General features: G+C 64.3%; 15 protein-coding genes. 8 read left to right on the forward strand and 7 right to left on the reverse strand.

The genetic code is table 11. The features are described from left to right. Positions 1 to 16: 16 nt before the first annotated feature. Positions 17 to 1,324: a polysaccharide biosynthesis/export family protein gene (locus tag ACFP9U_RS06515; RefSeq protein WP_378619921.1), complete on the reverse strand. Its 1,308-nt coding sequence runs from the start codon at positions 1,322 to 1,324 to the stop codon at positions 17 to 19. Between the two features lie 165 nt (positions 1,325 to 1,489). Between ACFP9U_RS06515 and ACFP9U_RS06520 the strand changes: the two genes are divergently transcribed. After that, on the forward strand, positions 1,490 to 2,674 hold the full coding sequence (locus tag ACFP9U_RS06520) for a glycosyltransferase family 4 protein (RefSeq protein ID WP_378619923.1): 1,185 nt from the start codon (positions 1,490 to 1,492) through the stop codon (positions 2,672 to 2,674). A 37-nt stretch (positions 2,675 to 2,711) separates the two neighbouring features. On the opposite strand, the gene ACFP9U_RS06525 is transcribed toward ACFP9U_RS06520, so the two are convergent. Next, positions 2,712 to 4,799: a GumC family protein gene (locus ACFP9U_RS06525; RefSeq protein WP_378619924.1), complete on the reverse strand. Its 2,088-nt coding sequence runs from the start codon at positions 4,797 to 4,799 to the stop codon at positions 2,712 to 2,714. A 316-nt stretch (positions 4,800 to 5,115) separates the two neighbouring features. Between ACFP9U_RS06525 and ACFP9U_RS06530 the strand changes: the two genes are divergently transcribed. Beyond that, positions 5,116 to 6,405: an O-antigen ligase family protein gene (locus tag ACFP9U_RS06530; RefSeq protein WP_378619927.1), complete on the forward strand. Its 1,290-nt coding sequence runs from the start codon at positions 5,116 to 5,118 to the stop codon at positions 6,403 to 6,405. 28 nt (positions 6,406 to 6,433) lie between these two features. Here the strand turns inward: ACFP9U_RS06530 and ACFP9U_RS06535 are convergent, their stop codons facing one another. From ACFP9U_RS06535 to ACFP9U_RS06545, 3 genes are read right to left on the reverse strand one after another with little or no spacing between them, the layout of a single operon-like run. After that, entirely contained in the window at positions 6,434 to 7,954 is a 1,521-nt protein-coding gene (locus tag ACFP9U_RS06535; protein ID WP_378619928.1) for a pectate lyase, read from the reverse strand. Continuing rightward, on the reverse strand, positions 7,951 to 8,817 hold the full coding sequence (locus ACFP9U_RS06540; RefSeq protein WP_378619930.1) for an ATP-binding protein: 867 nt from the start codon (positions 8,815 to 8,817) through the stop codon (positions 7,951 to 7,953). The genes ACFP9U_RS06535 and ACFP9U_RS06540 overlap by 4 nt, the downstream gene beginning before the upstream one ends. Continuing rightward, complete coding sequence (locus ACFP9U_RS06545) at positions 8,811 to 9,929, reverse strand: glycosyltransferase (protein WP_378619932.1); 1,119 nt, start codon at positions 9,927 to 9,929, stop codon at positions 8,811 to 8,813. Before ACFP9U_RS06545 ends, ACFP9U_RS06540 begins: the two co-directional genes overlap by 7 nt. 777 nt (positions 9,930 to 10,706) lie before the next feature. On the opposite strand from ACFP9U_RS06545, the gene ACFP9U_RS06550 reads away from it, so the two are divergent. The 3 genes from ACFP9U_RS06550 (at position 10,707) to ACFP9U_RS06560 (ending at position 13,470) form a co-directional block, all read left to right on the forward strand. Then, complete coding sequence (locus tag ACFP9U_RS06550; protein ID WP_378619933.1) at positions 10,707 to 11,603, forward strand: sensor histidine kinase; 897 nt, start codon at positions 10,707 to 10,709, stop codon at positions 11,601 to 11,603. Next, positions 11,600 to 12,259, forward strand: a complete 660-nt coding sequence (locus tag ACFP9U_RS06555) for a response regulator (RefSeq protein ID WP_378619934.1) — start codon at positions 11,600 to 11,602, stop codon at positions 12,257 to 12,259. The genes ACFP9U_RS06550 and ACFP9U_RS06555 overlap by 4 nt, the downstream gene beginning before the upstream one ends. A gap of 80 nt (positions 12,260 to 12,339) precedes the next feature. After that, positions 12,340 to 13,470: a glycosyltransferase family 4 protein gene (locus tag ACFP9U_RS06560; RefSeq protein ID WP_378619935.1), complete on the forward strand. Its 1,131-nt coding sequence runs from the start codon at positions 12,340 to 12,342 to the stop codon at positions 13,468 to 13,470. On the opposite strand, the gene ACFP9U_RS06565 is transcribed toward ACFP9U_RS06560, so the two are convergent. After that, positions 13,415 to 15,013, reverse strand: coding sequence for a hypothetical protein (locus tag ACFP9U_RS06565; RefSeq protein ID WP_378619937.1), 1,599 nt, complete (start codon positions 15,011 to 15,013; stop codon positions 13,415 to 13,417). The two genes, ACFP9U_RS06560 and ACFP9U_RS06565, sit on opposite strands and share 56 nt — an antisense overlap. An 82-nt stretch (positions 15,014 to 15,095) precedes the next feature. After that, entirely contained in the window at positions 15,096 to 15,257 is a 162-nt protein-coding gene (locus ACFP9U_RS06570; protein WP_378619938.1) for a hypothetical protein, read from the reverse strand. 243 nt (positions 15,258 to 15,500) lie between these two features. Here ACFP9U_RS06570 and rfbF point away from each other — a divergent pair, with 243 nt between their 5' ends. Genes rfbF through ACFP9U_RS06585 form a run of 3 tightly spaced genes read left to right on the forward strand, consistent with a single transcriptional unit; the run spans position 15,501 to position 18,707 of the window. After that, positions 15,501 to 16,343 carry a glucose-1-phosphate cytidylyltransferase gene (gene rfbF / locus ACFP9U_RS06575; protein WP_378619940.1) on the forward strand — a complete coding sequence of 281 codons (843 nt, stop codon included), beginning with the start codon at positions 15,501 to 15,503 and terminating at the stop codon, positions 16,341 to 16,343. Further along, on the forward strand, positions 16,324 to 17,472 hold the full coding sequence (gene rfbG / locus ACFP9U_RS06580) for a CDP-glucose 4,6-dehydratase (RefSeq protein WP_378619941.1): 1,149 nt from the start codon (positions 16,324 to 16,326) through the stop codon (positions 17,470 to 17,472). Before rfbF ends, rfbG begins: the two co-directional genes overlap by 20 nt. Continuing rightward, positions 17,463 to 18,707 carry an aminotransferase class I/II-fold pyridoxal phosphate-dependent enzyme gene (locus ACFP9U_RS06585; protein WP_378619943.1) on the forward strand — a complete coding sequence of 415 codons (1,245 nt, stop codon included), beginning with the start codon at positions 17,463 to 17,465 and terminating at the stop codon, positions 18,705 to 18,707. The genes rfbG and ACFP9U_RS06585 overlap by 10 nt, the downstream gene beginning before the upstream one ends.

Genomic DNA, 18,707 nt, shown 5'->3' on the forward strand with positions numbered 1-18,707 from the left:
CTGGAGTTCGATCACTTCAGCGCAGCACGGAGATGTCAGCCCTTGCGGGATTCGAAAACGCGGCACCCTGCGGCGTGGTCGGCGCCGGGGTGCTGCTGCCCCCGATCATGCGCACGATGACGACATCGCCGGGCGCCACGGACGTGGCGGCGGTGGCGGGCAATTCGGTGAGCCCGTCCTCGGTCTGCCTGCGGATCTTGAAATCGAGCACGATCTCCTTGTTGTTGGCCAGTTCCTCGACGGACATGCTGGCAAGCAGCGCGAGTTGCTCCTCTGCCGCACGCCGCGCGGCGATTGCGGCGGCGAGATTGGTGTTCTGCGTCTGCAACTCGATAAGTGCGCCCACCCGGCGCTGCTGCGTCAGTTCCGCCAGGCTGCTCTTCAGCGTGCCGATGTTCCTCCGGGCCGCGGAAAGATCTGACAGGACCTGCAGCTGCCGCACCTCTTCCATCGACACCTGGCGCTCGATATTGGAGACCTCCGTCAATGTCTGGATGCCGCGACTCTGGAGCTCGCGCGCCCGTTCGAGGCCTTCGCGGGCGATCTCCACCGTCCTTTCCACTTTGCGCGCAAGCTCCTCGAGGAGAGAGACTTCATCTTTCGCCTCCTCCAGATTGGCCATCAGAACCTCTTCCTGCGCGGCGAAGCTTTCATTGTTGGCCTGAAGGATTCGCGATTCGACAGCGCGCACTGCATCTGCGATCGGCCCGCCGACATAGGGCCGCGCGATGGCGGGGATGTCGTCGTCGGCGATCGTATCGCGCCCGTCGAGCTGAGCCGTCAGCCTGGCAAAGGACAAGGCGGCGGCGATGATGTTGGTCTCGATCGATTCCAGCTCGCCGCGCATGCGTGCGCGCGCCAGGACCGGATCGTCGGCGGCCTGGGCGGTGATCTGGCCTCCGGCGAGCGTCATCGCCTTTTCCACGGTGAGCGCGGGCTTGAAATCATAGGCGCCGGGCTGGCGGACATCTCCGGTCACATAGACCGGACGGTACGCAGCGACCGACAGCGCCAGCTTGGGCACGCGAAAGATCTGCCGTTCGGAATAGTGCTGCTTCACCGCCTCGAACGCCTCGACGACCGTCAAGCCGGCGACCGGCACCGCGCCGACATAGGGCGCCTGGATCGACCCGTCCGACCCGACCGGCAAGTCCACCGGATCCTTTTCGTCGTCCAGAATGTCGAAGCGCAGCGTGTCGCCGGGGGCGAGCGCGTATCCGACCGCATCGCCATCCATCGCCAGCGCGGCACCGCCCCAAAGGACGACGGCGGCAAAAGCGAGCGATCGGACAAGAAACAACACTGCAGTATAAAATCCGGACATCACGATCTCCATTTTCCCGACTGCCGAGAGAATTGTCGAGAAGTGCGTATTGCTGATCGTTCTACTACCAAAACATGACTTTACATCTTTCGATTTGGCATAAGACTGGAGAATACGAAATCGCCATGCGGACTTTGCCCCGCACCCATCCCCGGAGGTCGTTTCATGGATCAACTGGTGGAAATCCGCCCTTCCGCCGTGGCCGTCGAACGGCACAGGGTGGCGGTGATCTGCAGCTATACCATCTCGCTCGCCAATTTCCGCCTGAAGCTCCTCAAGGCCATGGTCGACAACGGGCACGAAGTGGTGGCGTTCGGCCCCGAGCGGCACGGCCCGACCATCGCCGCCCTGTCGGAGATCGGCGTCGACTTCGTCCCGGTCCCGATGGCCCGCGCCGGCCTCAACCCGCTGCAGGATGCACGGACGCTGGTCGCACTCTGGGCGCGGCTGCGCAAAACCGCACCGGACGTCGTCCTGTGTTACACGATGAAGCCGATCATCTATGGGCTTATCGCGGCCAGGCTCGCCGGCATCGAGGATCGCCACGCGCTCGTCACCGGGCTGGGCTATCTCTTCAGCGAAGATGCGCGGGGCATGCGGCTTTCGGCCATGCGCGCCCTTGCCACGCGGCTCTACCGTGTCGCGCTCGGCGGCGATGGACGCGTGTTCGTCTATAATGAGGCCGATAGCCAGGACATGCGCGCGGGCCGGATGGTCGAGGACCTTTCCCGTATCGTGCCGGTGCCAGGTTCCGGGGTCGATTTCGACCACTTCCCCTCCGTTTCCGTGCCGGCCGGCGATCCCGTCTTCCTGCTGGTGGCGCGGCTTTTGCGCAACAAGGGCATCGCCGAGTTTGCCGACGCTGCCGGGCGCCTGCGCGCACGGCATCCGAATGCCCGGTTCCAAATCCTCGGGCGCTTCGATCCCGGTCCCCTCGCCGTCGCGCGTCGGGATATCGACCGCTGGGTGGCCGAGGGAGCAATCGAGTATCTCGGCGAGACGGATGACGTGCGCCCCTTTCTCGCCGCCTCCACGGTCTTCGTGCTGCCGTCCTACTACCGCGAGGGCATTCCCCGCAGCATCCTGGAAGCCATGGCCACCGGCCGTGCCGTCGTCACCGCGGATACGCCGGGCTGCCGGGACACGGTGATCGACGGCGAGAACGGCTTTATCGTGCCACCACGCGACCCGGACGCGCTCGCAGTGGCAATGGAGCGCTTCATCGAAGATCCGCTCTTGTCCTGGCAGATGGGCCGGCGCTCCCTGGAAATCGCCCGGGCGCGCTTCGACGTCGAGGCGGTGAACCGTCTTCTCCTGAAGGAGATGGGTCTCCTCGCCCCGGCCGCGTGACGATCTCGGCGGCTGCACCAGCAACCGCGTTTTTTTCCTACGCGTGCTCAAGATACGCCCTCGCCTGCCGTGGATAGCTCATGGCACTCAGGGAATCGTCGCCCGTCTGCAGGCGCGGATTCACACCGTTAAGCACGGTGCCGAGGAGCGGTGCCCGGTTGAGATGCAGGCGCTGCACCGCGCTCGTCAATTCCTGCTCGGTGGTGCGGCCGAAGCGAACGACCAAAAGCACGGCGTCGACCAGCGGCGCCATCCAGTTCGCGTCTTCCGTCACGAGCGCAGGCGCGCAGTCGATGACGACGAAGTCGTAGGTCACGCGCAACCGGTCGATCAGAAGCCGCATGTCCTTCGAGCGCGTCAGCGGCCCCATTTTCCCGTGGTCGAAACTGGCCGTATCGAGCCGGTCCAGTCCCTCTATCTCCGGCTCCGGCCGAATCGCCGTCGCGAGTCCGAGCGGCGTGGTGAGACCATTGCTGCCGTTCAGCGTCACCGGCAGGTCGGTTCCGCCGCCGGAGAACTGCTGACGATGCGGATCGAGGATCACGTGGATTGTCTTCAACCCGTCGCAGGCGGCCGCGCGGGCAAGCCCCAGCGCGACCGTGCTCGCGCCATCGCCGGGCAGCGGCGCCGTCACGAGCATGACGGGCTTGGCCATCGCCAGCTGGGCGCGGCAGGCGAGATAGAGAGAGCGGAATGCCTCGGCCTGGATCGCACGCGGACGGCGCGCGATATCATGCGTTGCGCCCGGCTTCCACCACATCCAGCCGCGCGCGGCCGGCACGTTCGCCAGATTGGGAACCTGGATGACCTGCCGGATCCGCTGGCCCGAGGAGATCCGCGTATCCACCGCTTCCAACAGCATGGCCAGGATCACCGCCAGAACCGTCGCGCCACCGATCCCCCCGGCCAGGATGCGGTCCTTCTGCGGGAAGGAGGGCTTCGTCGGCACCTCGGCCACGGAGACCACGCGCGCACTCGGCTTGGTGATCTCCGAAAAGGGGTCCAGATCGCCCAGGCGCGCGACCACGAGGTCGTGCATCTTCTGTTCGGCAACCAGATCCCGTTCAAGCTCGCGCAGCCTGATTTCGGCGACGTTGCGCTTGCGCACCATCTCCTGCATCTGCGCAATCTGAGATTCGAATTGGTCGACCCGGCCGCCGATGATCTGTTCCTCTCCCGAAATGTCATCCAGAATGCGTTGATATTCTTGGTCGATCATGGCGTTGACGCTGTCCAATTCCGCGTCCGTGTCCACGACGTTGGGGTGGTTCGCGCCCAGATTGGCGGCATGTTGGGCCCGCTTGCGCAAAAGAACGGCCCTTTCGCTGCGCAACGTATCGAGAAGCTGGGAATCGAGGGCGGTGCCTTCGGCCGCCTGCGTGCCGGCGAGGACGCGGCGCGCCTGCTCCTGGCGGGCACGAACCGCCGCAAGCTCGACGCGTGCAGTGGTCAATTGCGTGCTCATCTCGTCGATGCGCTTGCGTAGCAGATCGTCGCGCTCGTCGGAGGAAAGTCCGTTGACGCGGCTGAACTCGGCGATGATCCGCTCGCTCTCGGCAATCTGCTCGGCAATTTTTTCGGCTCGCTCGCGCAGGAATGCCACCGCTTCGGTCATGGCCTGCTTCTTGAGCTCGCGCGACCACTCGACATAGACATCGGCGATGGTGTTGGCGAGCATGGCTGAAAGCTCGGGATCCGGGCTGCTTACCCGGACCGTCACCGCGAAGCTCTCGCCGCTGCGCGATACCGTCATCCGCGAGACCAGGGACGAGATCGCACGATCGCGCTGGGCCGCCTGACTCGGCAATGCCCTGTCCTCGGAAAAGAAGTCGAAGGGAAGAATGCTCCCCAGCACAGCCTTTCCGGCATTCACGATGCGCTCGGGAAGGGTATCGGGGCTGTCTGGCACGCGCAGATAGGTGTTGAACCAGGGATGCTCGACCAGATTTGCCGCATCCACCACGCGCCCGACAAAGACGCGCGAGGAGATGATGTCCATTTCGGTCTCGATGGCGGCGCGATCACGCTCCTCGCTCTCGAGCTGCGTGACGGCCTCCAGCATTCTGGTATCGTTCCGTTCCAGAACCAGGGTCGAGGCCGCCGTATAGGTATTGGCCATCGACATGACAGCGATAGCCAGAAGGAAGGCACTCACCAGAACGAATGACAGAATGAAGTACTTCCTTCGCAGGACCAGGCGTATAACGTCTCTAAAGCCGATTACGCTGGACGAATGACCCGGATCGTTTTGATCCAGGAAATCAACATGGATGCCCAACCTGTTTCTGACGGTTGATTCATTCATATCTTGCCTTCTTGGAAGAAAATTGCCCATTTAACGATTAAATTGGTTACGTTTATAATGATAGTAATCAATTAGACTTAGTTGTTACTTACCGAAATTTGATATACTGGTCAAAGACTTCACGGACCGAGAACCCATGGACCACGTACATCCCTGGCCGCGAACGCCTGTGCAGCGGGCCGTGCCTGCACCGCTGGCGACCGCGCGCAAGCTGGAGTTCATTCTCGCCTGTGCGGTGGTCTTCTTTGCCCCGATGAATGTGCTGAGGCTGGAGGCGTTCTATTTCACCGCGGGCGACGCCTTCGCATGTCTTTGCCTGGCGACGATGGTGCTCAATGGAAGCATCCGTTTGAAGCCTCTCGGACCCGGAACCGGTTTCTGGATCTTCGGGCTGGTGATGATGATCGGCGCCATACTGATCAGCAGTCTGCTCGTCGGGGCCGTCGACCGGGGGCTGATCCTGGCGCTGCAGTACCTGTTCGCCTATTTCCTGCTCCCAATCATCTTCCTCGCGCGTCCCTGGGACGAGACCGCGATCCTGATGAAGGTCTTCGTGGCGTCGATGGTGGTGATGGCCGTTCACGGCGTCTACGTGGTCAATATCGTCGGCGAAACCAACACGATCTTCGTCAGCGGCAACGGCCGCCTTCAGGGGTTCGTCGAGCGGGAGAACGAGTGCGGTGCCCTGTTCGCACTGACCTTTCCCATGGTGCTCTCGATGGCGGCGATGCGCCTGATGAGAAGCATCATCGCCATTCCCGTTCTCGCGCTTCTGGGCTACGCAATCATGCTGACCGGCTCGAATACGGCGCTCTACGGAACATTGTTTGGCGTGGGCCTCTTTCTTATTTCCACCTTGACGCCGAAGCGCATTCTCATCGGCGCGACCAGCCTCTTCTGCATTTGGGGCGCGCTCGGCATTCCGGCCATCCGCGACATGCTGCCAGCCGTCTTCAAGAAACGCGTTTTGAGCGGACTGGAAAGCGGCGACCTCAGCGAGGCCGGCACTTTTGCGGACAGGATGCTGTTGAACGAGGAAGCGGTTCGGCTCGGCGGAGAAGCCCTCCTGCTCGGCCACGGGGCCGATCAGTATCGCGAAGTCAGCGCCTACAACAGCCCGGTGCACAACGTCTACCTGCTCATCTGGAACGAGGGCGGACTTCCGGCCCTGATCGGATTCCTGGTGATGTTGTCGGGTGCGATCGTCACCGTGTGGATCGCCGGGCGCCGGCCCGGCGGCAGGCAAGAGGCGGTATGCGGATTTTCCGCGGTTATGCTGTTTTCCCTTCTCATCAGCGCCGCGCCGCATGTCTATGGCCGCTTCTGGCCCGTCCCGGTGCTCCTCTCGCTTGCTCCGGCGGTCACCTTCCTCATTTACGGCCCGCCGCGGCAGCAATTCCGCCTGCCTCGGCAAAGGCGCCGCTGACCTATTGCCGGAACCGGCCTGCCCTTGCCTATGGCCGGGATGCCAGACGAGCGGGGCTGCCCGTCCGCATGCCGACGCTGTCGCCCGCGCGTTCATGGAGATACTCCTCCAGATTGGTCCAGCCGTCGCCATCATCGTCCTCCCGTCCGTCGTCGGGGTTGGCGGGATCCAGGCTCATCGCCCGTTCCCAGGTATCCGCCATCCCGTCACGGTCCGTATCGGCCGGGGCAGGTTCGGAGACCAGTTCCGGCCAGCCGCCGACCTTTTCTGGATGGGTTTTCAAGAGGCCGCCCGAGCGCGTGCGCACTGCATCGACCATTCTCAAATCGACCGCATCGCGTGTCGGCTTGGTCGCCCCGGCGCCCACAAGCACATCGTCATAGGCCTGCTGCGCCGTGGTGGTGCGCACGCCCATCGTGGTGAACGGGGCGGACACGACATAGCCCCGCTGAGCCTCACCGAGCACCAGATCGTCGGCCATTCCCGGCTCCGGACGATACGTCTCGTCGATATTGCCGGCGACATGGACCTTAAACTTGCCGCCGTTCTCCTCGAAGAGATAAAGAAGATGATCGTCGATCTTGCGGCTGCCGGCGATCTTGTAATTGCCGATGATGTTCGCTTTGACAGGAGCGCGCCGGTCACTCAGCCCGATGATATATTGCCACACGGGCGAATATAGAACGTTGTTGGCGACTTCCGTCACCATTTCGGGCTCACTCGCCTGGATCTGCGGACTGCGCATCTGGCCCAGCGCGAACAGATTGTGATGCAGGCTAAAGTTTCCGCCCCTGGCCAGCAGCAAGTTGCGCGCGCGGTTGCGCTTGTTCGGCCCACCATCGAGCAGCGGCTCTGTGATGAAGCTCCACTGGATCGTGATGTTGGTGGCATCTTCGGAATCAATCGTCTCGTCCGATCCCCAGCTTGCCGAAATATGGTCGATGATGATGTCTCTGGCGTCCTTGCCGTATAAGCCCAGGGCACCGGAGCAGCAGGAGTCTTCTTCGTGCGGGCCGGGGCGCAGCCGCAGATGCCGGATGATGACGTCGTGGGCGAGAATTTCCAGAGAGGGGCGCAATTGCCGCGGGCCGTTGCGAATGGCGATTCCGTCGCCGGGCGCTGTCTCGCCGGCGATCGTCAGATAGGGATTACGGACCACCAGAGATTCCTTTTCCAGCATGATCGTGCCGCTGACGCGAAAAACGCACGTTCGCGGTCCGGCCGCATCGATGCAGGCGCGCAGGGTTCCCTCCCCCTTCTCGGCCAGGCTCGTGACGAAATACACTTCCCCGCCGCGCCCGCCCCTGGCGCCGGCGCCGAACCCCTCTGCCGTCGGGAAAGCACGCTGCCGGCCATCCGCCAGCCGGGGCGACAACGGCGCGATCCGGTCGTCGCTGGGATCCGACAGGGCGCCGAGGGAACGTCCGGCCAGGTGCGACAGGCCGACGGCGGAAAGATCCACCGAGTACAGGACGATCCCGAAAAGGAGCGCCAGCCCGGCGATCGCGACGAGGGTCTTCGGACGGAGGGGGCCGCGGTTCGGGTTCATGGCCGATCTCCTGCGCAAACGGGTTCATGCTCGAGAATGAACGGCTCGATTTCCGACCCCTTGCCGATGCGCGCCCGTACCGCGAACGTCCCGCCCTCGAGCAGTTCGAAAAATGTGCCGTGGTGCTGCGCCCCCTGTGATCGCACCACGAGGAGCAGGCTGCCCGGCCCACAGCAGTATGAGGCTATGTTGGCGATCGCGGCGCGAATGCGCTCGCCCGGAAAATAGCCGAGATTGAGGATGTTGGCGGCGCGCACCAGATCGAAGCGGCCGGCGAATTCGGCCGTCGGGACGAGAATGTCGTTTTCGACGAGCCTGATCTTCCGGCCCGCCAGCGCCCGGCACTCCATCCGCACCGGCAGGCTCCGCCCCTCGCCGATCCTGCGGCGCAGCCTGCCGCGCAAGGCAGAGCGGCCGAGGAGCAGCGGCACGAAGGCCAACGTAAAATAGTCGAGCCGCCGCACCCAGGCGCGCAGCGGCCTGCCGGCGATCTCGTATTGCAGCGGCCATCCCTCTTCGTCGGCCAGCACATGAAGTCCTGATGCGACTTCCACCAGATGCGCCTTGACGAAGAGATCGGTGCCGATCACCCGCGGCGCCGCGCCTGCCGCCTGGAGAAAGTCCGCCAGCTCGATGGTCGTCAGACCGCTGGAGGCGCCGATGTCCAGGACGTCGCGGATGCGGTCTGCCTTTTCACGGATGATCGGCGCGATCCGCTCCTCCACGGCCGCGAAACGCGAGGGTCGCGTCAGCTTGAAAGTGCCATTGCGCATCTTGAGGTTGGAAAAGAAGACGCACTCGGCCTCGGGATCGATCTCGATTCCCTCGGCGGCAAAATAGCGTCGGGCCGTCAACATCACCATGTTTGCACTCTTAATTCCGGACCTGCCGCGCCGGCTGCGGTGCCGAGAAACGCGTCATAGCGGCGCGCGATGGCGGCCAGCGAATAGTGTTCCGCCACACGGTGCCGCGCGGCCTGTGCGCGGGTCGCGTAAGCCGCCGGGTCGAGCGCCAGCATCCTTTCCATCCCCGCCGCCAGCGCAGCCGGATCGGCGGGCGGAACGATCTCACCCGTCTCGCCCACCACCATCGCGGCGTCGCCGACGTCGGTCGCCACGACCGGCTTTCCATGGCTCATCGCCTCAGCGATCACGTTCGGAAAACCTTCTGTGCGCGATGAGAGGACCAGGAGGTCGATCGACCGGTAGAAACCGCTCATGTCGTCGGTCTCGCCCGTCAGGACGACCGACTCCGGCGCCAGGTCGCTTTCCTCCAGCATGTTGCGCACGGCGCGATTGTCCGCGCCCATCCCGGCGCCGACCACCATGAAGCGGACGTCCGGCCGCTTCCGCGCCACTATGGCCGCGGCACGAAAGAAGGTGTCATGGTCCTTCTGCGGATGGAAACGTGCAGCGATGCCGACGATCCGCGGCGCCCGCTCGACGCAGGACTGTGTTCCCATTGCGTCGAAGCCATTCGGGATGACCTCCATCCGTCGGTTGGAGAATCCGTATTGGCGATGCAGTTCGAGCGCGCGCGAGGAATTATAGATGATGCCCGCGGGCAAATGCGACAGCCGCCGCGACAGGGCCAGGGCGACGCGGGTGCTGCGGGAAAGGACCGCCGGATCGTCGAGCGACTGGCGGATGTTCCAGAAGACCGGCACCGGCCGGAGTGAAAGCTTCTGCGCCAACACGCCGGCGACCATGGCGTGATACATCCAGCAAAGGATCACGCGCGGCTGCTCGCGCACGATAAGCTGCGCCAGATCGCCGAGCCCGGTGATCGTGCGACCGATCGAGCGGATCTTGAGTGCCTCGCAGCGCGCCCTCTCGCCCGCCAGGCGCCGGTTGCGCTCCGAGACGCCGATCAGCGATGCGACGAGCGCGCGTTCACCGGAGGCGCGCAGGAGCCGCGACAGCATCGTTTCCGCCCCGGCACTTGCCTCGTAGTTGGTAATAATGTGCATATTCATACGCGAAGCGCCCCGTCTCTCCATGCTGTGCACGAGACACGAGGAGACCGGGCGACCCTCTTCGCCGGAGAGCTGCCCGTCTCCGTTCGCCCCGTTGACCGGCGCGCTCGTTCTGTCCCGTTCGCCCGAACGCGGCCTCGGCCAAAAGTAACGCGAGGTGCCGACGGTTAGGAGGATTAAAAACCTGACGCAAGAAGCGGCAATCCTGACAACGGCCACCATTGCCGTCCGGCCGAACGCCGTCCGCCTCCGGCAGGTAAGCGGCCGTATTCACCGCGCATATTGAAAGCGGGTTTTGCGAAGCCGCCATGTGCTGGCGCCGCATGGCCCTTCCGGCGAAATGAAAAGGATGCCACGGAACCATCACGTATTTTGTCGGCAAAACGAAAGACGACTGCGCAAAAACCTGACGGAGGGAAAGTATTAACCGGATATGCACTTCCAAATGACGTGGAACACCAACCTCCGGTAGACCTTTTTACCTACAACCGGCCACCTTTTAGCCGATACCAATCACATGGGCCGGGGTGTAGTTTTCCCGACAGCCAGGGCAATGGGATCGGAGGGGCAGAAGTCATGCGTCATTCCTCTGCACAGCATACCGGCAAGTTTCCCCCACACAAGCAAGGGTCTGCGGACCCTGTCAGGCAATTCCAGCCGACACAGGGCAAAAGCCGAACCGCCGCACGACGCGCGGGATTTCCCGCAAGCTCGTGCGGGGTTGCCCTAGCCGACCGTGGATATGGGAGCGCAAACGCGCCGAATGACGGCCGCACCATGCGTGAACCACGGGCTGAAGACATCCTCGCGGCCAAGCATTTCGCGCCTGGGCAGGCGATGCGGAGCAACATGGGGCCGTCACCACGCCGCTTGCGCGATGGGTGGCCCCACAACGGTCCAACGGCCGACGCAAAGATTACCGCACCGCTGCCGAACGGCCGGCAGAACGAAACCGCCACGCAACCGGCGCAGGACGAATCCGCCTGGCTGCTTCAATCCACACGGACGGCGGTAGAGGAGGCCATCGCACAGGAACGCCTGCGCATCGCCCGCGACGTCCATGACCATGTCGGCCAGCATCTCGTCGGTATCACGTTGCGGCTGGCGGCGCTGGAATACCGTATCCAGAACCCGACGCTGCGCGCTTCACTCAGCGAACTCAGGACCATTGTCGCGCGCTTCGGCGAGGAACTCAAAGCCCTCTCCGCCGGGGAACGCTGCGGCGTGCCGAGCGGCGCCACCCTCTTTTCCGCGCTGGAAAGCCTGATCGGCGATTGGGAACGCGGGACGGGGATACGGACCGAATTCGACTGCCGAACAGGCGAAGACCTCGTGCCCAGTGAGGCCGTGGCCGAGACGGTCTACCGGGTGGTGCAGGAGGCGCTGACGAACGTCGCCAAGCACGCACTGGCCGCGAGACGTGTGACCGTCCGCCTGACACAGCACGGCCGGACACTGCGGCTGCGCATCGAAGACGACGGTCGGGGAGCATGTGCGCCCCCCGCTGCGAACAGCCGCCGCCGCGGCGGCTGGGGCATCATCGGCATGCGCGAGCGGGTCGCCGCCCTCGGCGGCACCCTGGATGTCCGGCGCCGTGCGCAAAGGGGCATGAGCGTCCTGGTCAACATTCCGTTGGAGCAGGACTCAGAGCAGACATGGGGCCAGCGGCAATGAGCATGGATCCAATCCGCACGTTTCTCGTCGATGACCATCCAGTGGTCCTGGCCGGCGCGCGCGCGCTGATCGATGCCTCGCGCGACATCACCTGTGTCGGCGAGGCACGCACCGGCAAGGAAGCCACACCGCTGATCGAGGAGACCGAGCCGGATGTCGTCATCCTGGACGTCTCCCTTCCGGACATCAACGGGCTCGTCCTGGCCGAGCAGCTCATGAACAACGGCTGCAAGGCGCATATTGTCATGATGACGCTCTACGAGGAGCGCACCTATGTCCAGCAGGCGCTGCGGGTGGGCGTGAAGGGTTTCGTCCAGAAGCGCTCGGCCGGCCAGAACCTCCTGCTCGCCATCCGGACAGCGATGCTTGGCGGGCTGTTCCTCGATCCGCCGACCACCTGCGAGATGACGTCGTCGACCGAGCAGAACATGGCTTTGTCGAAGTCCGGCAACAATCTGGGACTGACGGCGCGTGAGCAGGAAGTCCTGCGCATGGTGGCGCTCGGCTACTCCAACAAGGAAATCGCCTGGCACACAAAGGTCAGCGTCAAATCGATCGAAACCTACAAGGCCCGCGCCGCCGAGAAGCTGAAGCTGCATTCGCGGGCGCAGATCGTCCGCTTCGCGATCACGCATGGATGGATGAACATCACCTGAGCCGCCGGGCGGGCGCAGTCTGAACCTCGGCCCGTCCGCCTGCACGGCGCAAAGGCTGGCTCAACAAGCATGAGGGCGTCGTGAAGATCGCATTCGTCCTGTCGGGGCTCGCCGCCGGCGGCGCCGAGAAGATCGTGAACCTCATCGCACATCACCGCCTCGACCGGGGCGACACGATTCGCGTCTTCGCGCTCAACGCGGCCGATCCCTGCTCCTACTTCCCCTATTCCCCGGAAATCGGCATCGAGCCCCTGGGTGGGCGCCGCGCCGGGAGCCTGCGCGGCGCGCGCGTTCTTGTCCAGCTTCGCAGGAGATTGGCGGCGTTCGGGCCCGATCTCGTGATCTCGTTTCTCACAAAGATTAACACGCTGACGGGGCTTACCACGCTCGGCCTTCCGACCCGGATCGTCATGTCCGAGCGCAACAACTTCCTCCTGCAAAGGAAGAACCCCCTGTGGCGCCTTGCCGGCCCGATCGCCGCCCGCAGGTCCACCTTCCTCGTCATGCAGACGGAAGCCGCGCTGAGCGCTTTGCCCGCGCACCTGCGCACGCGAGCCGTTGTCATCCCCAATCCGGTCACCCTTAGGGAGGAGACCCCGCCAGCCCCTAGTGGCGAACCGGGGATCGTCGCGGTCGGGCGCCTGGAGAGACAAAAGGGGTTTGACCTCCTGATCGCGGCGTTCCGGCGTGTCGCGGACGACGTCCCCACCACAACGCTGACCATATTCGGCGAAGGACCGGAGCGGGCCGCACTCGAGCAGCAGGCGCGGGATCTCGGGCTTCGCGAACGCGTGCGCCTGCCGGGCGTGACCACCTCACCGGCCGGATGGATCCGCAGCGGAAACATCTTCGTCCTGAGCTCACGTTTCGAAGGCTTTCCCAACGTGCTGCTGGAGGCGCTGGCCGCGGGCATGGCGACCGTCGCCTTCGATTGCCTGTGGGGGCCGGCGGAAATCCTGACGGATGGTGCGGGTATTCTGGTGCCCGCCGGAGACACCGCCGGGCTTGGCGAGGCGCTGCGCCGGGTTGCCCTGGATGACATACTCAGAAGCAGGCTGGCGGCTACCGGTCGCGCCGTCGCGGAACGCTATTCGCAATCCACCGTTCTGGCGCAGTGGGATGATGTCATCCTGCGTGCCGCCCACCTGCAGCCGGTCAGTTCCCCTGTGTACGGCGGACATACAGGACGCCGGTACCGTACCGGTCCTTGATGCCGATATCCTCGATCCGCCGGTATCCGTTGGCCTCCGCATAGGCCAGCATCGGTGCTTCGAGATCGGCGTCGAAGCCGAGAAGCAGGGCCGCCGGCGGGTCCGCCTCCAGAAGAGTGCCGATCGTCGCGGGCGAGGTCATGCGATAGAACCGGGCGAGCTCCGGCGCTGTGATCGCGGCGGTGCGGTAGGCGAAGAGGCCGGTCGCAAGCTCCGCATAGACCTCCAATCCGCCCTCCAGCGGATAGACGGGTACGAGTGTGGCAACCTTGCCCTGCACCCCGGCCTCGGCGAGGTGTTCGGCAATGGCGACACCGCCCTGATGCACCCGGTTGACGACCCAGCGGTGCGGCTGAAGTGCCGTCCCCACATATTGGGACAGCCGCGGGGTGCCGGCGGCCAGCACGACCACCGTCGCAGCGAGGAGTGCGGGGAGTACCAGCTTGCGCACATCGGGATGAAGCCCGGCATTGAGCAGTGCCAGCGCCAGAGGCAGGCACACGAGCGGCGGCGCGAAATACTGCGGAAACGCCGGCGTCGGAATGAAGCTCATGAGAACACTTATGGCCGCCGCAGCCAGAACGATGACGAGCGGCGCTGAAGGCAGTCGCCATCCGCGCCGCAACGGCGCCAATTGCCATTGCGCACCGGTCAGGACCAGGGTCAGCGCCACGGTCAGCGATACGGCGATGGCGCTCGCCAGCCAGATGTCATAGGCGAGTTGCAGTTTCTCTCCAAGAGATATGGCAGCCCCCTCGCCCCCGTCCTGCCAGTAAATGGCGTGGGGACCGGTATGATAGCCGACGACATGCGCGAGAAAGCGCACCGGCTCGGTAGCCAGGTGGTAGAGAATGGGCAGACCGCCGACCAGTCCACCGGCGGCAAGCGGCAGCACGACGCGCTTGAGGCGTTCGGGAAAATATAGAGCGCGCGGGAGGAAGAAGGCGGCGACGGCAACAGGCAGGATGAACGCGACGGCGCTGATCTTGAAGACCACCGCCACGGACAGGCACAGCCCGGCGGCCGCTATGAGGCCTGGCCGCGCACCTCCGTCACGCGTTCCCAGCAGAAACAGCCCCAATCCCAGGAACGAAAAGGGCAGCGGCAGAAAGTTGTTCGTCGCCGTCATGCCGGTCTCGGTCAAAAGCAGCGGATTGAGCAGTGAAAGGACGACGATACACCAGCTCACCAGCCGCGAGCGCGTGAATGCATAACTGACGGCACCGATTGCGGCGGCAAAGACCAACCATCCGGCCAGGACACCGAGGCGGCCGTTCATCAAGAGGTGGTCCGAGCCGGTGAGCTGCCGGACCGCGTAGAACCACCAGGCAGAACCGGGGACATGGTTGTAGAAGAAGTCCGCGTAAAGCCGTCCGTCCTCCAGCAAGCGCATCGGCGGGACGTAAAGCTCCTCGTCGCGCCGGAGCTCGTAATTCATGATCCTGAGCACCAGGGCGGAGAGCAGATAGACCGAAAGAGCCGCCAGCGCACCGTCCAGCAGTGCGGACCTCGTCTCGACCCGGTTTGCGACCAGCTTGTGCATAGCGGTTTCCTCGAGATCCATGCGCGGAGATCCAAGCGCGCCCTGAGCGGCGTCCTGTCGGGCGATCAACGCCACGCCCCGTTCAGGACCCGATGCGGAAAGCGAAACGCGAAGCGGCCGCCGCCCGCGCCGGCAAAATCCCCCTTCTCGGAGTAACCGCGTGGTCGAAGAAAAACCAGTCAGCGCAAACCCTGACGTCGGCCGCGGGAATTACCTGACTGCCCAGTTCCTTGCGGGTTTTCATGACATCGCCTAGACTTAGTTCACGAAAATAGATCGATGAAAAAGACATATTCATCTTTATAACGAAAACAGAGTTATTATTCATTACATGAATTCCGTATATACTATACCTCTTATGGAATAAATCGGAAGAACGGGAGAATAGACGCACGGAAAGCGTTGCATCCGGACCGGGGCCTCAAGAGCAGGCCGGGACCGGGCCGGTCTCGCTCTTCCGCCCACGACGAACACAGGCGAGGCCGATATGAAAGTGGTTCTTCTGGCAGGAGGTCTCGGCTCGCGACTGGCCGAGGAGACGCACCGCATCCCGAAACCCATGGTGGAGGTCGGCGGACGCCCGATCATCCTGCACGTCATGGACATCTACAGTCATTGGGGCTTTCGCGACTTCGTCATCGCGGGCGGCTACAAATGCATGCTGATCAAGAGCTTCTTCCATAATTTCCACCTGTCCACGGCGGACTTCACGGTGGCACTCGGCAACGGCTCGATGATCCTGCGGCCGAACCGCCCGCTGGACTGGAACGTCTCGGTGGTCGACACCGGCGTGTCGACGATGACCGGCGGGCGCCTGCTCAACCTGCGCAACTGGCTCGACCGCGACACCTTCATGGTCACCTACTCCGACGGTGTCGGCAATATCGACCTGGAAGCGCTGCTCGCGTTCCATCGTTCGCACGGGCGCCTGGCGACCGTGACGGCGGTGCAGCCGCCTGCGCGCTTCGGCAATCTCGAGCTGGAGGGCGACCAGGTCGTCGAGTTCACCGAAAAGGTGCGCAGGCACGAAACCTGGATCAATGGCGGCTTCTTCGTCTTCGAGCCCGGTGTTCTCGATTACATCCCGGGCTCGCACGAGCCGCTGGAGAAACTCCCGCTGACGAACCTCGCCCGGGACGGCGAGCTCTTCGCCTACAAGCACAGGGGCTTCTGGCATCCCATGGATACAGTGCGGGATCGCGACGTGCTCGACGGCATGTGCGAGACGGACGAGCCGCCATGGCTGCAGTTCGGGCAGGAAGAGACCATTGAGCCGAGTTCCCCCGCTCCCCTGTTCGAGATGGCGACCCATGGCCGCAATGCTGGATGAGACCGCCCTTTCACAAGCTCTCAGCGGGCGACGCGTGCTCGTCACCGGCCACACCGGCTTCAAGGGCGGCTGGCTCTCGCTATGGCTGCGCCGGCTTGGCGCCACGGTCGTAGGGGTTGCCCTGCCGCCGGCAAGGCGATCGTTCTGCACGGCCGTGGGGATCGACAGACTCATCGAAAGCCGCATCGGCGACATCCGCACGGAAAACACCTTGCGCGAAGCCATCGGCGGCCAGGACTTCGATCTGGTTATTCACATGGCTGCGCAGGCCATCGTGCGCACGTCCTACGAAGCGCCCGTCGACACCTACATGACCAACGTGGTGGGTACGGCGGTGGTGCTGGAGGCGGCGCGGCGCATGCCTTCGCTCGGCGGTGTGATCGTGGTCACCAGCGACAAGTGCTATGACAACCGTGAATGGGTCTGGCCCTACCGCGAGAACGACCCGATGGGCGGCCGCGATCCCTACAGTTCCTCCAAAGGCTGCGCCGAACTGGTGGCGGCGGCCTACCGCGCTTCCTTCTTCAGCGCCGCCGGCGGGCCGCAGCTTGCGACGGTGCGCGCCGGCAATGTCATCGGCGGGGGCGATTGGGGAACCGACCGGCTCGTTGCGGACCTGGCCCGGTCGGCCGGCTCCGGCGTTCCGGCACGCATCCGCAATCCTGTCAATGTACGTCCCTGGCAGCATGTCCTCGAGCCCGTGCGCGGCTATCTGATGCTCGGTGCCGCTCTCCTCGACCACGGCGCGCGTTTTGCGGGCGCATGGAATTTCGGCCCCGGCGCCGATGCCGACGTCAATGTCGGCCGGCTTGCCGATCTGGCCGTCTCCAAGTGGCAGGGGGAGTGCCCCGACTACATCGTCGAGCGCCAGGACGGCGCACCGGCGGAATCGGTGGTGCTCAGGCTCGACAGCACCAAGGCGCGCGCCGAGCTCCGCTGGCAGCCCCTTCTGCATCTCGAAGAGGCGGTCGCCATGACGGTCGACTGGTACCGGGCGCATCGGCGCGAACCGGAGCGGATACGCGCCTTTTCGGAAAGCCAGATCAATGACTATGCCGCGCGTTGGGCCACCGGCGAGGACGCCGCCCCGGCGCAGGCAGAAAAAGAGGTGATCGCCACATGCGCGTGAATTACGGCCAGTCCGTCCACGGCGAGGACGAAATCGCCGCCGTCGTCGAGGTCATGCGTTCCTCGACCCAGATGGGTGAGCGGGTGCGGCGCATGCAGGAGCGGGTCGCCGCGCTCTTTGCCAAGCGGCACGGCATCATGGTGAACTCCGGCTCCTCGGCGAACTACCTGGCGGTCGAGATCCTCGACCTGGCGCGCGGGAGCGAGGTCGTCACGCCGGCTCTCACCTTCGCCACAACCGTCGCGCCCATCGTGCGCAAGGGTCTGGTCCCCGTCTTCGTCGACGCAACGAAGGGAACCTACAACATCGATGCCGAGGCCATCGAGAGGGCGATCTCACCCCGGACACGGGCGGTGATGATCCCCTCGCTGATCGGCAATCTGCCCGACTGGGACCGCATCCGCACGATCGCAAAGGCACACGATCTCATCGTCATCGAGGACAGCGCCGACACGCTCGGCGCCACGCTTGACGGCACGAGCACCGGAAGCCGCTCGGATATCAGTACCACCAGCTTCTACGGCTCCCACGTGATCACGGCGGCGGGCAATGGCGGCATGCTGTGCGTCAACGACGACGAGCTCGCCCGCCGCGCGCTGCTCCTGCGCTCGTGGGGGCGGACGTCGTCGCTTTTCGTGGAGTCGGAGACGATCGAAAACCGCTTCAATGTCGAGCTGGACGGCATTGAATATGACGCGAAATTCCTCTTCGAGGAGCTTGGCTTCAATATCGAGCCCTCGGAGATGGGCGCGGCATTCGGCCTCGTTCAGCTCGACCGACTCGAACAGAACATCGCCGCGCGCGAGCGCAATTTCGCGGCGCAGTACGCCTTCTTCAAGGATTATGAGGACTGGTTCGTGCTGCCGCGGCAATTGCCCGGGGCGCGGACGGGCTGGCTCGCCTTCCCCCTGACGGTCAGGCGTGAGGCGCCCTTCACCCGGCGCGAGATGCAGATCTTCCTGGAGCAGCGCGACATCCAGACACGCCCGGTCTTCACCGGCAACATCCTGCGCCAGCCGGCCATGGCCGGCGTCGACTGCCGGACGGAAGCCGGCGGCTATCCGGTGGCCGACGAGGTCATGCGCGGTGGTGTTCTGCTGGCCTGCCATCACGGGCTGACGGCCGAGCAGCTGGCCTACATGCACGAGACCTTCCGCGACTTCGCAAAACAGTTTTCAACCGCGCGCCGCGCGGCAGGCAGCGAGCCTGTCCGGCCGGCTCAAATGGGAGTTTGA

It is taken from the genome of Nitratireductor sp. GCM10026969 (assembly GCF_042660605.1).
In the GTDB taxonomy this organism is placed as follows: Bacteria; Pseudomonadota; Alphaproteobacteria; order Rhizobiales; family Rhizobiaceae; genus Chelativorans.

What these genes read in the sequence shown, in the direction of transcription:
- ACFP9U_RS06515 (WP_378619921.1), bottom strand. Translation starts at nt 1,324, where the DNA reads ATGTCCGGATTTTATACTGCAGTGTTGTTTCTTGTCCGATCGCTCGCT.
- ACFP9U_RS06520 (WP_378619923.1), top strand. Translation starts at nt 1,490, where the DNA reads ATGGATCAACTGGTGGAAATCCGCCCTTCCGCCGTGGCCGTCGAACGG.
- ACFP9U_RS06525 (WP_378619924.1), bottom strand. Translation starts at nt 4,799, where the DNA reads ATGTCGATGGCCAATACCTATACGGCGGCCTCGACCCTGGTTCTGGAA.
- ACFP9U_RS06530 (WP_378619927.1), top strand. Translation starts at nt 5,116, where the DNA reads ATGGACCACGTACATCCCTGGCCGCGAACGCCTGTGCAGCGGGCCGTG.
- ACFP9U_RS06535 (WP_378619928.1), bottom strand. Translation starts at nt 7,954, where the DNA reads ATGAACCCGAACCGCGGCCCCCTCCGTCCGAAGACCCTCGTCGCGATC.
- ACFP9U_RS06540 (WP_378619930.1), bottom strand. Translation starts at nt 8,817, where the DNA reads ATGGTGATGTTGACGGCCCGACGCTATTTTGCCGCCGAGGGAATCGAG.
- ACFP9U_RS06545 (WP_378619932.1), bottom strand. Translation starts at nt 9,929, where the DNA reads ATGAATATGCACATTATTACCAACTACGAGGCAAGTGCCGGGGCGGAA.
- ACFP9U_RS06550 (WP_378619933.1), top strand. Translation starts at nt 10,707, where the DNA reads ATGCGTGAACCACGGGCTGAAGACATCCTCGCGGCCAAGCATTTCGCG.
- ACFP9U_RS06555 (WP_378619934.1), top strand. Translation starts at nt 11,600, where the DNA reads ATGAGCATGGATCCAATCCGCACGTTTCTCGTCGATGACCATCCAGTG.
- ACFP9U_RS06565 (WP_378619937.1), bottom strand. Translation starts at nt 15,013, where the DNA reads ATGCACAAGCTGGTCGCAAACCGGGTCGAGACGAGGTCCGCACTGCTG.
- ACFP9U_RS06570 (WP_378619938.1), bottom strand. Translation starts at nt 15,257, where the DNA reads ATGAAAACCCGCAAGGAACTGGGCAGTCAGGTAATTCCCGCGGCCGAC.
- rfbF (WP_378619940.1), top strand. Translation starts at nt 15,501, where the DNA reads ATGAAAGTGGTTCTTCTGGCAGGAGGTCTCGGCTCGCGACTGGCCGAG.
- rfbG (WP_378619941.1), top strand. Translation starts at nt 16,324, where the DNA reads ATGGCCGCAATGCTGGATGAGACCGCCCTTTCACAAGCTCTCAGCGGG.
- ACFP9U_RS06585 (WP_378619943.1), top strand. Translation starts at nt 17,463, where the DNA reads ATGCGCGTGAATTACGGCCAGTCCGTCCACGGCGAGGACGAAATCGCC.